Raw genomic sequence first — 14,052 nt, 5'->3', positions numbered from 1 at the left:
GTGGCTGTACATTTCTAGTTCAGAGCAAGGTTCAAGGCTCACCAAACCACAGTTGAACTTAAAAATACTAAACACTTGTTTTAAAGTTAAAAAATAAAAAACATGCAGTTCAAAAAGTATGACTGCGAAATTTATGCAATAAAAAATTAAATTTTAGGTGTGGGTATTGGCGCGTCATTCGTATTAATAAGTAATGATAGTCAATTAGAACACAATTATGTCGAGTATTGCACAAGAAAACTACCCACGAATGTCTCAACTAAAACGTACAACTGCTGAAGTACACGATGACTTAGATCAAAAAATAATGGTCCAATCCCCCTTCGCTTCAAAACAAAACTATGCAGATTTTTTACGTTTTCAATACCTGTTGCTAAACCATGTTGAGCCACTTTACAACAGCCAACAATTGGCGCCATTTTTTGCCGACCTTGCAAGCCGGAACCGTTGTCACGCCATAGCCCTTGATTTACAAGATTTGGGCATGCAAGCACACACCGCTACGCAGCAGATCAATCTAGATAACTTAACCCTCGCGCAAGCAGTGGGTTGGTTATATGTAATTGAAGGCTCCAAACTTGGCGCTGCAATGTTAGCAAAAGAAGTTACTCAGCTCGGATTAGATGCGGACTTTGGAGCACGCTTTTTAGCAGGCCCAGGTAATGGTCGTGGCAGTCAATGGCGAGAGTTTATGCAAGCTGTAGAGGCATTGGACTTGACCAGTAATGATGAGCAGGAGCTTTATCAAGGTGCAAAAGATGCGTTTGCTACAGCGCACCAGCTGCTTAATATTATTTATCAGTAATTGCTGTTATAAATGTTAAATGCGGCGCTTAAGCAAACTTTGCCAATTAAGAAGCTAATTTATTTTATAGTAGGCTGCCTATGTGTAGCCTTAGCTATAATAGGCATGCTGCTGCCAGTGATGCCGACTACCGTATTTTTGATTTTAGCCCTTGCCTGCTTTACTCGATCAAACGACAAACTCGCGAATTGGCTACTTTCCCATCCTAGGTTTGGTAAAACTTTATCTAATTGGCAAACAAGACGAGTTATCCCCATGAAAGCTAAGCATTTTGCTACTTTTGGCATGCTTATTAGCTTGGTCATTATTTGGGTTACAAGTCATTCACTGTGGTTAACTGTTTTTTGCTTGTTATTATTTTCACTCGTTGTTAATTACCTTTTCTCAAAACCGAGTGTGCTTGACCAACAAACACATAAACGCTATTTCAAACTGACACAAGGTGTGCTGTTAGCCTTGTTGTGTCACTTTGTATTGGCATGGATTATATTTTTTAAAGCGAGCAGCTCCGTTAAGTCAACGCCGATGCAACAGCCAACGGTCATTGCGATTGAATTAGTTGTAGCACAAGCTCCACAGCCAGAAGTGTATGATGCAAAGAAAATAGCTGCTCAAGCAATGACCAAAGAGCAGCTAATTCAACGTTTAACTGAACAAGCAGCTATCAAACCACAGCCTATTTTGCATATCCGTGGCGATAAAACCACTGAATATCAAAATGTAGTTTTTTTAATGGAGCAAGTGCAACAGGCTGGAATTAACAGCATGAGCTTTATTACCGAAGAAAACAAAAAGTAAGTTAAGTGATAACTCAGCAGGGTTATCACTTACAGGGCAACCTTACACTAGCATTAAGTTATTAGCATATTGATAAAGATACCGTTCGCTGTTTGATTTTAAAAACAACGCACTCTAAAGCCGTTTCACTAAACTATTAGCTGCAAACACTATCGGCTCAGCCGCATCACTACTATTGCCCAACACGGCAAGTATATAGCCCTTATCACGATAAATATTAAGCTGTGCACTCATACCTAAATGAGCGCCATTATGCCCTATAATTTGATTACCTTCATCGCCTCTGACCGAAAAGCCATAGCCATAATTAGGTGAATGTAGCTCTGGTTTTGCTGATGTAGCTTGAGCAGTTAACTCAGCACTTAACAACTGATGATTAATTAATGAAAGCGCAAATCTATGTAAATCACCAACAGTTGAGTACCCGCCACCAGCAGGGCCGCCTTTGACTGCTTGCTTCATCAAATTCTCGGTAATGGCGCCGGTTTCAAACGAATACCAATAATTCCTTGCCGTATTTTTAATGGGCACATCTAAATCAAAACTCCCACTATCAGTCATACCCGCTTTTTGATAAATATGCTGTTGAATAAAAGCGTAGTAATCTTGCTTTGCAACAGACTCAATAACATGGCCCAGCATGCGCATGCCGGTACTGCTGTATTGCCACTGACTACCAGGCTTAAAATTTAATGGGATATTTCTATATAAAGGCAGTGAATCTTGTAATGAACGGATTTGTGATTGCTTAGCTTCAAAACCGGCAATGTCACCTAAGCCAGAGGTATGCGTTAATAATTGCTCTATGGTGATAGAATCAAAATCGCCCACTCCAAAATAATCTCTATCCATGTATTGAGTAAGCTTATCATCAAGCGAGAGTTTATTAGCTTCAATCAATTGCATAATGCCCACACTAGTGAACATCTTATTCATAGAGCCTATTTGAAACTTAGTAGTAAGATTATTTTTTACATCATAACGCCTAGATGCCAGACCATAGGCTTTTGTAAATAAAACCTTATCAGCTTTTGCAAATAAGACCGTACCCGAAAAAACCCCATTTTTAGCAAGCTTTTCTGTTAAGTTTTGAATCGCTTGAGTGACTTTTAATTCAGTTATATTTTCATCATCTAGTTCAAATGTTTCATTCAGCGATAGATACCAATTAGTTATCTTATGCTGTTGATCAAATAAAATGACTGAATCATAACTAAGTCCTGTCGTGTTAGAATCAACATGACTTGTCACCCGCAGTGTTTGGTTTTGTAAGTTTTTCGTTATGCTTTTTAGATTCAACTGCTTGTGTAAATTAGCCATACTCGTTATGTAACCTATATAACGTTCACGGCCTGTCCCCTGCCAACGATTAAGGCTTTGCTGTGCAAAGTGATCATCAACATATTTAGTGATAGTCTCAACATCATGGCTGTTAAATACAGTTAAGAACTCTTCAACTACGATTGAAGTATCTAATTGAGATTCATCAGGCTGCTTTGCAGCAACAGAGTATGCTAATACCAGAAGTAATATTATTTGCATCAGTCGCATATTAACGTGTTCCTTTTTTCATTATTTGTTTATCATAAAACAGAATTAGCTGGCTGACTTTGATAGCGTCTAATTCACAGATAAGCGATGAATTTGTGCTTAAAAAACACTTAAGAAAACATTAAGGCAAAAAATAATTAATAATAACAATCAGATAGATAAATACTTAAATACCCCGTTATTCTCTAATGTATTCTATATTAACGAGGCACGTGTAAACCCAACGTCCGGGGAGGTCTCTGTGCATGGTCGTACACAGCTGCTCGAACCTAAAGTAATGACAATGCTTATTGTATTGTGCGAACACGCAAACAGCATTATCTCCGCCGAAGAGCTATTCAAACAAGTTTGGCCCCACTCAATTTACAGCCCGAACTCGGTAAGGCGCAATATAGCACTGCTACGAAAAGCATTGTGTGATGACGATAAAAAGTTAATAAAAACACACCCTAAACGTGGTTATAGCTTGCAAGCAATAATTTCATCACTAAGTAGCCCAGCCGACGCCAAAATTTACACAAAACCTAAAGTGAACAACCATAAAATAGCTCGCTATGTCACCGTTCTTTGTACCTTTATTTTTTTAGTCATTACTTGGGCTATTTGGCAAAACACTCCAGCATCACAACAGACTGTAAATAATCTAAAGCCAATTACCGCAAGTAAAGCAATTGAGCATTACATGCGCGTTAGCCCAAATCATGATCACATGGCAATTATAAGAAGTGAGTCACACCAAGGCACAGATAAGCATATTTACATTAAGGATTTAAAGCGTAAAAAAACATGGAAAATTACGAAAGAAGCACAAAACTACACATACCTCGCATGGCGTAACGCCAACTCATTAGTCTATTCAGCATCACACGATAGCGGTATTGAATTTGGACAAATATTATTAGATGACGGCTTACAATCTACACAACAAACACAACTTATTAGGCGTAGTGACATTAGTTGGAATAGCCCATTTTTTATAGATAAAAAACAGCAACTATTTTACCTCGCAAACATAAACGCCTCTGAGCATAGCCGCAATGTAACGCTTTACCAACATAATCTTATTTCAGGTGAGGTGCGCAAACTTCTCACTCCAAATGATACGTTTAAGCCATATAAAATTAGTTTATCACCACAACAAAATAAACTTGCAGTCATTGGCTTTAATGCAGATTCAATCTCTGTGGTTAAAACTTTTGACATTAAAGCTGAACAGTTCGAGACAGTAAAAGCGCTTGACCATAATTGGTACTTTTTAACTTGGCAGCAAGATCAACTATCACTCTTACTCAGTAATGGAAAAAACTTGTCTGAGCTCCATGTTAGCGGTGACTGGCAGCCTATAACATACAATAACTACCATTTTGTGCAGTATATCCAAGCGGTTGCAGACAAACTGTACTTTCTAGAAAAGCGCACTGATGAAGACTTATACCTTGCAAATAAAACTGATGTTTCAAATATAAAAATAATTTCAGATTCAAATAGTGTAGATACTAGCGCTGCTGTATCGCCAAATGAACAAATGGTTACCTATATATCCAGTAAAAACGGTATTCCACAGTTACTTTTAAAAGAGCTTGATTCAAATAATGAATCTATTATTTTTGACAATCACACACAAGGGCTCGCACTAGCGCCTCCTGTTTGGCTAAATAACACACACCTTATAAGTGCACTTAACAATCACCCTTTTGTTATTAGTATGTTAGGTAATAATGTAAATATAAAATGGTTAGATAACCTACTCGGCATCCCGCTCATACTGCTAGAAAACGATGATACATTTATGTATGTTGATAAATCAGCTCAGGGAGATTGGCTTTACACATACAACCTATCCACAACACAAAAGCAACCATTGCATGAGCAGTTAAATGCTCGTCAATTATTTAAAAATGAACAGCAGCAGTTAATCTCAGCTTCCAACAATACAATTGAAAATATTAGTACCAAAACAAAATTAGTTACAGTAGCAAAGGCAAAGCTACGAGCATTTCCTAGCAAAGACGGTATTTACTATCGCAGCTTTAAGAGCAACAAATATCAACTTGGGTTTTACGGCTATAAAAGTGAAGACGTAAAGCCTCAACAAGAGTTATCTATACTATGTGTGCAAATTTGTGACCAGCTACAGGCTGTTACCGACAGCTATTATGTTTTATCAAAAAAGGTAAGCCAAGCAGATATTCTGTCACTTGAGATCTCTCATGAAGAATAGCTTATCAAGTACATAAATAGCGCCTGTTGAATTACTAAAATAGAACGTAAGAGTGCTTTAATATTTACTCGTCAGCGGTCGTCTTTGTCTACATCAGATTCAAAACGTAAGATATCGCCTGGTTGACACTCTAAGTGTTTGCAAATAGCATCAAGCGTCGTAAATCGAACAGCCTTTGCTCTCCCTGCTTTTAATACGGACAAATTTTGCGGAGTAATGCCAATGGCTTCAGCAAGCTCTGCCGACTTCATTTTACGCTTTGCAAGCATCACATCTAAATCGATTATTATTGCCATTAAATTACTAACTCTTGCTCTTGTTGCAGCTGTTGTGCCTGTTTCATTATCCATGCAATAACATAAATAATGAGGCCAACTATAAAGCTTATAATGTCAGTGTCTTGAATCATTACAGCTCGTTTGAAATCACTACCTGTGAACATATTTAGCAGTGTGACTAACAACGCGGGATAAAAAGCAACAAACAAAAATTGTAGTATTAACAAGCCACCAAGCCATTTAAAGCATTGAATATTCTTTAAATTAAAAAACAACCCTTGACGGTAAAGCATGAATAAGCGAATTAAAATCAGATTTATAATGATGTATGGCAGCATTTGCGGTAATGCCAACCAAGTCATTGTATTAAAACTATTTGCCGATAATGTATTTGCGGTACTTTTCCAAGAACCAGTAACTTCAAGCCCTATCCACAAGCGGGTACCGTTAGCTTGAGTAAAATTTAAAACATCACTGCCATTAAGAAACACTACAAGGGCAGTTATTAATAAAGTAGCTAGGGTCAAAAAAAGTAACGTTAGTATTACGTTACTCATCATTATTATTTTTTTCATTTTAAGATTTCTTTTCGTTCAACTGCTTTACTAATCGCTGATAATGTAGCTGTAACTTATCACCAGTTAATGCATTACCATGGTGCTTGCCTTTTACAATATATAATTGCTTTTGCTTTGAAAGTGCATGTTGATATAAAGTTTCAGCTAATACAGGTGGTGTTTGAGTATCATTTTCACCAGTAATTATTAAAAGCGGGGCTGTAAATGATTCCACGACTTTTAAATTATCAACCCTAGCGAGTTCATCGCTAAAATGAAGCTCTACAAACGGCTTTACAAACCAAGGGATACGTTGTGATGTCATTTGCTGCACATTGGTAATACTGCCTTCAAGTACTAACGCATCCGCAGATCGCTCGCTTGCGACGTACCCTGCAATGACACTGCCTAAAGAGTGCCCATGCAAAATAATAGGGGCATTCTCAAGGTCAACAAGGTTGGCGGCATAATCATAAACAGACAATGCATCGCGCTTTAAGTTTTCAACTGTTGGCGTGCCTTCACTATTACCGTAACCTCGATGATCAACCATTAAAATATTTACATTCATTGGCAATATTTGCTGCGCGGGTTCACCTCCAGCAACGCTTACACGAAATTGATTACCACCAAAATAAATGACCGTTGCTTGCGCATTATCAACCTTTATCAAGGTGCCACTCAACGTCACATCGTCAAACCCATTAATGGTTATGTTTTCTGTTGTAGCTGTTGGTTCTATTTTATTGAGTTCTTTAACCTGTATCTTTTGATCCGGATTCAAAAAGTGTGACTCATTAACTGAGATTGTCGTACATGCAGTTTGCAGCACAACTAACACTACCGTAGCAACAGTTAGTAACCTATGTTTCATTTTAAGCTCCCCTAGTAAAGAATTTACTATGGCACTGAAAAAATTAAAAAACAACTAAAATTACCGATAATCGATAACTTATTACTGTTTATAACGCTAAACTAACGTCTTTCCACTTTACATAATATCGAACTCATGTGTTTCACATAGACATAAAAAAGCCGCTACAGTATTGTAGAAGCTATTTTAAATTACTTAGGTTTTACTCACCTTTAATGGCAAAGCTTTTGCTCAACTGTTCACCAATCGCTAGCTATTTGATTTTACCCAATTGCCATTGTCGTTTTTACTATAACTACCTTTAACTGCAGACCAAGCTACTTTATGTGCCGTTGTTTCTCGGTCATCATCGCCTTTTCTATCGCTTGGATCCTCATAAGTATCCCAAGCACTATTAAAAGCCTCTTGGTATATCTCTTGAGCATGCTTTGGTAAGTTATTTTTTACTGAATCAGGTAATTCATCACGATTATCGTATTGCATGTGGTGTTCTCCCTATCTATTTAATAACACCACATGCAATACGACCTCCGCCACCACCGAGTGGTTTTGGCTTATCCGCGTAGTTGTCGTTACCTTCATGAACCATGATTGCATGTTGTTTAAGTTCATCAAGAGTGATCCTTGGCGCCAGTACAGGAGACTTAGCTTCGCCTTGTTCATTAACATACAATGCAGGTAAATCACCTAAGTGCCCATCTCCCCAAGGGGAATCATGATGTTCAGTTGCCTTTGGATCAAAATGGCCACCAGCGGCTCCCGCAGGTACAACTTTCCCCTCTTTAACTTTAGGCTCACAGCTCGCAAATTGATGAATATGGAACCCGTGTTGGCCAGGAGTTAATCCTTTTAAGTCAGGAGTTAACACAACACCGTGGTCATTTTCTGAGAGTGTGATAGTACCCAGTAACTGCCCCTGTCCAGACTTTATTACCTGATGCATTTCAACGTTAATGTTCGCCAAAGCGGTATTTTGCAGGAATATACTGGCAAATAATACGGCACAAGCAGGTTTTGAAATACGTGCCACACTTTTTTTCACTGGTGAATTAAACTGCAAGCTATTCATCATTATCTCCTCGTTTAGTATGAATTTGATAAAACAAAACGCTAAATAAAGCGACTGTTTTGTATAAAGATTCAAACTCCATACCAAATAGGATACGTTCTCTAACACACACCCAAAAATAAGAGTAACATATTGATTTTAAATAGAATAAAAAATTATAAAGTGTAGAAATTAACTATACAAGGCTAGCGGTAATAATAAATTACACAACGACTAGGGCATAATTACAAAGCCAGTGACAACTTTACAAAACGGATCAGGTGAAATTAATGAACAAATAAAATTAAACTCGATAAAGCCTGTTAGTTTGTATCAGTTCATCACCAATATCATGGCCATACTCATCGTTAACTGCTTTAAACTTGTGCCTAACTTAAATCTGCTTAAGGTTGTTGGCAAATGATAAGCTCGGTTATAATCGGTTTTTATGGCTATCTTTTTAGCCTCTAACTTGGATCACCACAATGAAAAAACTCTCTGCCGTGCAAATAAAGCAACAAGCACTTGTGCTAAATGTTGCTGATACCATTGAAGAACAAGGTCGTAATGAACTCCCTGGTATGCTGCAATGCTGGTTTGATGTTGAATACCACTTATTTCCAGGGTCTTTGCTAATGTGCTTTCAGTTTGAGAATGAACAAGCGCTGGCAGCCTCAGAGCCTGAGTTATTAAAATGGCAAAAGCGCTTAAGTGGCGCGATGCTGAAAAAAGGCGTGATTTTAAAAGATATGCGTAAACATTTAGTGTTTACCCTCAAAGGGCCTGATGATTGAATCAGGCTTTCGTCACTAATAGTCGCGTCATTTTCAGACTAACGCTTGACCTACAAAAAATTTATATCGCGCTATTTTAACTATTTTCAAGCGCATGATAATTTACATGCTCGATCAATGCAGGGAAAAACGCCAAGAAAATTTCATCTAACTCACTGTAATAGCGTGCTATATCTTCTGCTGCACCAGTAAACGTATTCGCAAAACGAATACGCGCAGCAATATTATCAAGCGCCAGCCCCACCCCTGAGATCGTTTCATATTCTTTAAACCAGTCGTTTCTTGTCATGCTAGTTACCACGCGCTGCATTCGTACTGGCATAATTGGTATACGCTTACCCAAAAGAGCGAAACTGCTTTTCTTAAACTCACTTAAGGGCTGCTCGTTAAAGCGTTGCCAATGCTGGATCAGGAAGTGATCAAACATCACATCAATTGCAACGCCTGCAAAGCGTTTACGTTTAGAGGAAAAATACTGCTTAGCTTCTTTAACTAGAGGGTGAGTATCAGTGAATTTATCAACTAAATAATGGTTATCAAGTGCATTTTTAACAGTATCAGGTATCTGTATAAGCTGTCGTTGGCCACCAAAATCGCCAAGCAGATTGCCAAAATGCGAATCAGCCGTTGGTTGTGCTAAATAAAGATGCGCTAAATAATTCAAAGAAACCTCAGTAAAAGTTGTTTTATACGTTATACCCGATTTAAAACTTGGAATAGCAACCCAAACAGCTGCTTTTATTATGTATTAGGTCACAGGCCAAATAGGTTAGCACTGTAACTACCGTAATTTTGCCATTAGAGTGTATAACTAACCAGGTTAACGAGTAAAACAGTTAGCCTTACACGCAACAATAAGAACAATCCTACGGTGGTGAGCTCCCCCCTTTCGCACTAAAGCTAAATCGCCCCATTTAATAACCACTTTAAATATTTGCTCATACCACCTTGCAATTACCTGAAATGTGAACTTAGTTTAAAAAATAATGGAGCTTCAATAAAAAGGATTTTGCAATGACTAAGTTCATAATCACCGTTAGTTTACTTTTTTGTTCGCATGCTTACGCGACAAATATTTTTCAGCTGAACTCTGAGGCTAACAATATAAACTTAAAAGATATTCAACCAAACCACCCACAATGGCATGCCAGTTCGATTTATGTAGCTGGTGATGTTGTGACTCACAACAACAGCTTATTTATAGCCGCTTTTTGGGTAAAAGGCATTGAACCAATAGAAAACCAACCCCATTGGGATGGTTGGATTTGGCTGCAAAATACCGTGATAGAAAAGTGGCAAGCAAACAAAGTGTATCAAGCCGGTAACCTTGTAAAACACGGTACTGACTATTATCTTGCCCGCTACTGGAATGAGAATAACGAACCTAAGCCCCAGAGTAGTTGGCAACGCATCAAAGATTTATTTTTCCTTACCCCAGAGCTACCACCTGAACACCCAGACGACTATAAAACGTTGGACGGGGTTGATCAAAATGACAACGGTATTCGTGATGATTATGAGCGCTATGTGTATGAAAAATTTGATGCTCCACAGCTCATCACCTTTAGTTTAGGTGCCGCTTCAACGTTGCAACTAGTTATTGATATTGAGCAAGGCCGCATACCAAACTTAGATACTGATATAGGCAGGCAAGTCATTATTGGAATTATGAATATCAATTACTGTACAAGACAATTACAAAATGATCACCCTACTTTTAGAAATCCTAAATCATTGTATTTCAATACAATTGATCGAGCTTATACAAACCGGAAGAGTCAAAATAAAATAGCCGATATTTTGCGTTTTGAACCTGGTTTCCACTGGTTGGCTGATCAACACTGTGAAGCTTTAATTGGGGCTAAAATCTACAATAAAGATGAATAAGCGATCTAAAGTTCAAATAGCACCTTCATAAGTTTATCCGCATCCTTGCTTACAGCGAGTAAACTTGCCAAAAACGCCCTATACTATAGAAGCACTAAACGAAAGCCGAGGGACTTAATTTATCATCGTTGATACTTTTTAATCACCCAAATTCATCAAGCATTTCTTGTCCAAGCCTGTGGGCATCTTCACAACAATCAACATCATTACTGGGTGCATAGTCATATTTAAATTGCGTTTAAAAATGACTCCTTTGACCACACGGAATCAGTGGGTATTGCTCTTTAATTTCAATCACATTTGGTTCAAATAGTTTTGTGATATAAAGATGCTTTTCACCTTTTCCTAGCAGAGTAATCACCCGCTTTTGGACAGGGCAAAAGAAAATAGATCGCGTGCCAATCGACATGAATGTGCTTCGAACATAAGGAATATGAACACCGCGTTCTTTAGCTTTGTTAAACGCTTTGATTCGTTTTACTGTTGATTCTGATACATATAAATCTTTCACTGTATTTACTCCAAATATCTCTTCTATTTTTAGTAATAACAGCAAATCAAAGTTAAGCAAGTAAATATCAAATTTATTTTCCTAACCGACTGTTTTAAAATATCTTTTTTTGGTTTAAATAGAAAAGCGAGCAACTAAAAACATATAACGTTATTTATTGCATAAAAAGATAAATAAAAACATAATCACAATAAAAACAACAATTTAAAACTTAACAATAATAACAAATCAAATTATAGAAAGAGTGAAATTATAGGTTTTTTGTAGCTAGGTTTTTAGGCGCATGAGGAGTCTCTTTATTTTGGTTTTCTGAGAAGTGTTATGCAGTCAAAACTTATTTTACTATGGTGTTATGCGGGGAATATGTAATGTGTATACATTTCGACTGAGCAATTTACGGAACGTATGAATACTACAGTATATTTTTTGTAGTGTTGAAAAAATCATCCATAAAAGGGTTCTTAACCTGTGTTACCCGAGTAGCGCTGGGAGATATAAATTTAGGAGCCCTAAATGAATAACAGAGTTGGTATCTTTTGGTTTACTGAAAACACATTCGTTTACAAAACTCAAAATGTCATAGACTTAAAGCCAGATTCACTTGGTTTTGTTGATAGTACACTGCAACATCAAATCGAATGGGAAGAAAATCTAATTTATGAGCAATTTTCTTTAAGCCTTTACAATACTGAATACTACAACTTCCCCAGAGGCCGTGTTGTATTTAACTATAACCTGCAAACATCATTGATTTATTTAGATAAAAAAATTTTTAAAAAAGGAGTTGTTAAAACTATAACAAGCAAATTCCATCTTGAGGATACAGCTTTTAAATTCTTCACGGGTTCACACTATTCTTGCTTTAAAAGCATTTAAATAATGCTCCCAACTAAAATTTTAGAGGAAATACTATGCCACAGTTGATTAGATGTTTAGATGAAAAAGTAATTGAAGGACCTGAGGTTAGCTTATATTTTAGGTTTGTTATAAAAACAGAAGAACCTTTTGATGAATATTTTCCTGAAAATGATGAGGAACGTTTAGAACAGGTGCTTAAGTTTTGTAAAAAGCATGACATAGAATATGAGTTGCTAGGTCCAGAAAGATGGTCTGGTTATCTTTCTGGTGGCCCTATGTATTTATATGTAGATGTTCCATTCGATGAGTCTAATGAGCAGTATCAGTTGTTATGCCAAGAGTTTGAAAATGAGGATGGTAGTATGAAGTATGACAATTGTATGTTTTGTTTTGCTGAGAGAAAAATGATGCTAGAAAAATGGAACAATTATCAAAAACAATAGGTTTACGTAAGCACCTTTAATGAATGCATGACATCTACCTTAATTAAGATTTGGCTGAATTTAGTTAGGAAGAATAAATTTAGGAGCCATTCATGAATAGCAAAGTTGGCATCTTTTGGTTTGTTGAACACAAATTAGTCTTTAAAGCTCAAAGTGCTATAGACTTAAAGCCAGATCAACTTGGATTTATTGATAGCACGCTGCAACACCAAGTTGAGTGGGAAGATAATAATATTTATCAATTGTTTGGTTTAATGCTAGACAATACTGACTACTACAACTTTCCTAGAGGTCGAGTGGTTTTTAATGTTGAGCAAAATACCTCTTGCGTATATTTAGACAAAAGCTTGTTTAAAAAGCATATAGTTAAAAAGATAAAAGCTAGTTTTTCTTTGCTAGATACAAATGTCAGGTTCTTTACTGATCCTCATTACAATTGCTTTGGTAGTATTTAGAGCAAATTAAATACTACCAAGCGCCCAATTCTATGGCGTTTTTTTGTGCAGTCATTCTTATAATTTCGAAACCTATCATGGTATCTTAATGTCTGTTACAGCTAAAATTAGGCTCTTCCTATGAACCTTTATGATGATATTTTTGAAACTGTTGTAGCTTTAAATGAGCCTATTAGCAGCACGGTTAATATTGACTATAACCTTAACTTAGAAGAGGTTAATTCGGCTCAGTATTTCAGTATTTCAACTAATAAAAAGCTAGTTCTTTTAGAAAAGCTTGGCATTTTTGATTTAGTTAAATCAGGCAATGAAATTGCTCTTTTAAAACATGATACTCAAAATGTTCACTTAATCGGTGTAACAAACACCAAATTAACTAAAAATTCAGGCTTAAGAGTTACAAATTGTATTATGACGCGCTTTGATTCGGTATATACCCCTATGGGTATTGCTGATCATGTAATCTTCAAACACATACTCGCAAGCACTGAGGTGTTAATTACAGGTTTCCACAAAGGCGGTAATGATGGTCGTTTTTGGGCTGCAAGAATTAGTATTGCATTCGAATCAGGGAAATTTGTTTACTTTTTAGATTGTGAAAAAAATAAAATTTTGCATGCTACAGACCGAAAAAATTTCAATTCTGTTACTCACTCAATGAAAAATAAACACCAAGACCTCCAGAAACTTAAGGTAATTATAACTGATAGGTTAATATTTAATATTTAAAGTGACACACTCTATGCTAGATTTGCATTATTACTTTAAACTATTATGCACTTACAGGCTTTTTAAGCGTCTATAAGGTTATTTTCTCTAGCTTTACTGGGCGAAATGCAAATTAGTCTCTAAAGCTCAAAGTGCTATCGACTTAAAGCCAGATCAACTTGGATTTATTGATAGCACGCTGCAACACCAAGTTGAGTGGGAAGATAATAATATTTATAAATTGTTTGGTTTAATGTTAGACAA

General features: G+C 36.7%; 17 protein-coding genes. 9 read left to right on the top strand and 8 right to left on the bottom strand.

Annotated features, from left to right (window positions below):
* Positions 1-217: 217 nt before the first annotated feature.
* The gene (locus KAN5_RS01585; protein WP_138553734.1) at positions 218-805 is read left to right on the top strand and encodes a biliverdin-producing heme oxygenase; all 588 of its coding nucleotides are present in this window, start codon (positions 218-220) and stop codon (positions 803-805) included.
* Positions 806-817: 12 nt separating this feature from the next.
* Positions 818-1,603: a DUF454 family protein gene (locus KAN5_RS01580; protein ID WP_347881509.1), complete on the top strand. Its 786-nt coding sequence runs from the start codon at positions 818-820 to the stop codon at positions 1,601-1,603.
* A gap of 114 nt (positions 1,604-1,717) precedes the next feature.
* On the opposite strand, the gene KAN5_RS01575 is transcribed toward KAN5_RS01580, so the two are convergent.
* Positions 1,718-3,154: a serine hydrolase domain-containing protein gene (locus tag KAN5_RS01575; RefSeq protein ID WP_244390286.1), complete on the bottom strand. Its 1,437-nt coding sequence runs from the start codon at positions 3,152-3,154 to the stop codon at positions 1,718-1,720.
* A 241-nt stretch (positions 3,155-3,395) separates the two neighbouring features.
* Here KAN5_RS01575 and KAN5_RS01570 point away from each other — a divergent pair, with 241 nt between their 5' ends.
* Positions 3,396-5,375 (top strand): winged helix-turn-helix domain-containing protein, encoded by a 1,980-nt coding sequence (locus tag KAN5_RS01570; protein WP_244390285.1) that lies wholly within the window; start codon positions 3,396-3,398, stop codon positions 5,373-5,375.
* Between the two features lie 71 nt (positions 5,376-5,446).
* Here the strand turns inward: KAN5_RS01570 and KAN5_RS01565 are convergent, their stop codons facing one another.
* The 5 genes from KAN5_RS01565 to sodC all read right to left on the bottom strand — a co-directional run bounded on the left by KAN5_RS01565 (position 5,447) and on the right by sodC (position 8,156).
* Positions 5,447-5,671, bottom strand: coding sequence for a helix-turn-helix transcriptional regulator (locus KAN5_RS01565; RefSeq protein WP_016708753.1), 225 nt, complete (start codon positions 5,669-5,671; stop codon positions 5,447-5,449).
* Positions 5,671-6,228 (bottom strand): DUF2975 domain-containing protein, encoded by a 558-nt coding sequence (locus KAN5_RS01560; protein ID WP_244390284.1) that lies wholly within the window; start codon positions 6,226-6,228, stop codon positions 5,671-5,673. Before KAN5_RS01560 ends, KAN5_RS01565 begins: the two co-directional genes overlap by 1 nt.
* A gap of 1 nt (position 6,229) precedes the next feature.
* Entirely contained in the window at positions 6,230-7,084 is an 855-nt protein-coding gene (locus KAN5_RS01555; protein ID WP_016708751.1) for an alpha/beta hydrolase, read from the bottom strand.
* Between the two features lie 249 nt (positions 7,085-7,333).
* Positions 7,334-7,567 (bottom strand): ChaB family protein, encoded by a 234-nt coding sequence (locus tag KAN5_RS01550; protein ID WP_016708750.1) that lies wholly within the window; start codon positions 7,565-7,567, stop codon positions 7,334-7,336.
* 16 nt (positions 7,568-7,583) lie between these two features.
* Positions 7,584-8,156, bottom strand: a complete 573-nt coding sequence (sodC, locus tag KAN5_RS01545) for a superoxide dismutase family protein (RefSeq protein ID WP_232321829.1) — start codon at positions 8,154-8,156, stop codon at positions 7,584-7,586.
* Positions 8,157-8,617: 461 nt separating this feature from the next.
* On the opposite strand from sodC, the gene KAN5_RS01540 reads away from it, so the two are divergent.
* Positions 8,618-8,926: a hypothetical protein gene (locus KAN5_RS01540; protein ID WP_016708748.1), complete on the top strand. Its 309-nt coding sequence runs from the start codon at positions 8,618-8,620 to the stop codon at positions 8,924-8,926.
* A gap of 76 nt (positions 8,927-9,002) precedes the next feature.
* Here KAN5_RS01540 and KAN5_RS01535 read toward each other — a convergent pair whose 3' ends face one another.
* Positions 9,003-9,590 (bottom strand): ACP phosphodiesterase, encoded by a 588-nt coding sequence (locus KAN5_RS01535; RefSeq protein WP_244390283.1) that lies wholly within the window; start codon positions 9,588-9,590, stop codon positions 9,003-9,005.
* A 350-nt stretch (positions 9,591-9,940) separates the two neighbouring features.
* Here KAN5_RS01535 and KAN5_RS01530 point away from each other — a divergent pair, with 350 nt between their 5' ends.
* A complete protein-coding gene (locus tag KAN5_RS01530; RefSeq protein ID WP_244390282.1) occupies positions 9,941-10,813 on the top strand; it encodes a chitodextrinase in 873 nt (290 codons plus the stop codon).
* Between the two features lie 238 nt (positions 10,814-11,051).
* Here the strand turns inward: KAN5_RS01530 and KAN5_RS01525 are convergent, their stop codons facing one another.
* A complete protein-coding gene (locus KAN5_RS01525; RefSeq protein WP_244390281.1) occupies positions 11,052-11,324 on the bottom strand; it encodes a hypothetical protein in 273 nt (90 codons plus the stop codon).
* Between the two features lie 513 nt (positions 11,325-11,837).
* Between KAN5_RS01525 and KAN5_RS01520 the strand changes: the two genes are divergently transcribed.
* The 4 genes from KAN5_RS01520 (at position 11,838) to KAN5_RS01505 (ending at position 13,809) form a co-directional block, all read left to right on the top strand.
* Entirely contained in the window at positions 11,838-12,200 is a 363-nt protein-coding gene (locus KAN5_RS01520) for a hypothetical protein (protein ID WP_244390280.1), read from the top strand.
* Positions 12,201-12,235: 35 nt separating this feature from the next.
* Positions 12,236-12,625, top strand: coding sequence for a hypothetical protein (locus KAN5_RS01515; protein WP_244390279.1), 390 nt, complete (start codon positions 12,236-12,238; stop codon positions 12,623-12,625).
* A gap of 92 nt (positions 12,626-12,717) precedes the next feature.
* Entirely contained in the window at positions 12,718-13,080 is a 363-nt protein-coding gene (locus tag KAN5_RS01510) for a hypothetical protein (RefSeq protein WP_244390278.1), read from the top strand.
* A 120-nt stretch (positions 13,081-13,200) separates the two neighbouring features.
* Complete coding sequence (locus tag KAN5_RS01505) at positions 13,201-13,809, top strand: hypothetical protein (RefSeq protein WP_244390277.1); 609 nt, start codon at positions 13,201-13,203, stop codon at positions 13,807-13,809.
* Positions 13,810-14,052: the final 243 nt, after the last annotated feature.

The sequence above is a fragment of the Pseudoalteromonas sp. KAN5 genome (genome assembly GCF_022846535.1).
GTDB lineage: Bacteria > Pseudomonadota > Gammaproteobacteria > Enterobacterales > Alteromonadaceae > Pseudoalteromonas > Pseudoalteromonas haloplanktis.
Note: the sequence above shows the minus strand (reverse complement) of the source record. Positions and strands in the feature narration are given on the sequence as shown.

What these genes read in the sequence shown, in the direction of transcription:
- KAN5_RS01585 (WP_138553734.1), top strand. Translation starts at nt 218, where the DNA reads ATGTCGAGTATTGCACAAGAAAACTACCCACGAATGTCTCAACTAAAA.
- KAN5_RS01580 (WP_347881509.1), top strand. Translation starts at nt 818, where the DNA reads ATGTTAAATGCGGCGCTTAAGCAAACTTTGCCAATTAAGAAGCTAATT.
- KAN5_RS01575 (WP_244390286.1), bottom strand. Translation starts at nt 3,154, where the DNA reads ATGCGACTGATGCAAATAATATTACTTCTGGTATTAGCATACTCTGTT.
- KAN5_RS01565 (WP_016708753.1), bottom strand. Translation starts at nt 5,671, where the DNA reads ATGGCAATAATAATCGATTTAGATGTGATGCTTGCAAAGCGTAAAATG.
- KAN5_RS01560 (WP_244390284.1), bottom strand. Translation starts at nt 6,228, where the DNA reads ATGAAAAAAATAATAATGATGAGTAACGTAATACTAACGTTACTTTTT.
- KAN5_RS01555 (WP_016708751.1), bottom strand. Translation starts at nt 7,084, where the DNA reads ATGAAACATAGGTTACTAACTGTTGCTACGGTAGTGTTAGTTGTGCTG.
- KAN5_RS01550 (WP_016708750.1), bottom strand. Translation starts at nt 7,567, where the DNA reads ATGCAATACGATAATCGTGATGAATTACCTGATTCAGTAAAAAATAAC.
- sodC (WP_232321829.1), bottom strand. Translation starts at nt 8,156, where the DNA reads ATGATGAATAGCTTGCAGTTTAATTCACCAGTGAAAAAAAGTGTGGCA.
- KAN5_RS01540 (WP_016708748.1), top strand. Translation starts at nt 8,618, where the DNA reads ATGAAAAAACTCTCTGCCGTGCAAATAAAGCAACAAGCACTTGTGCTA.
- KAN5_RS01530 (WP_244390282.1), top strand. Translation starts at nt 9,941, where the DNA reads ATGACTAAGTTCATAATCACCGTTAGTTTACTTTTTTGTTCGCATGCT.
- KAN5_RS01520 (WP_244390280.1), top strand. Translation starts at nt 11,838, where the DNA reads ATGAATAACAGAGTTGGTATCTTTTGGTTTACTGAAAACACATTCGTT.
- KAN5_RS01515 (WP_244390279.1), top strand. Translation starts at nt 12,236, where the DNA reads ATGCCACAGTTGATTAGATGTTTAGATGAAAAAGTAATTGAAGGACCT.
- KAN5_RS01510 (WP_244390278.1), top strand. Translation starts at nt 12,718, where the DNA reads ATGAATAGCAAAGTTGGCATCTTTTGGTTTGTTGAACACAAATTAGTC.
- KAN5_RS01505 (WP_244390277.1), top strand. Translation starts at nt 13,201, where the DNA reads ATGAACCTTTATGATGATATTTTTGAAACTGTTGTAGCTTTAAATGAG.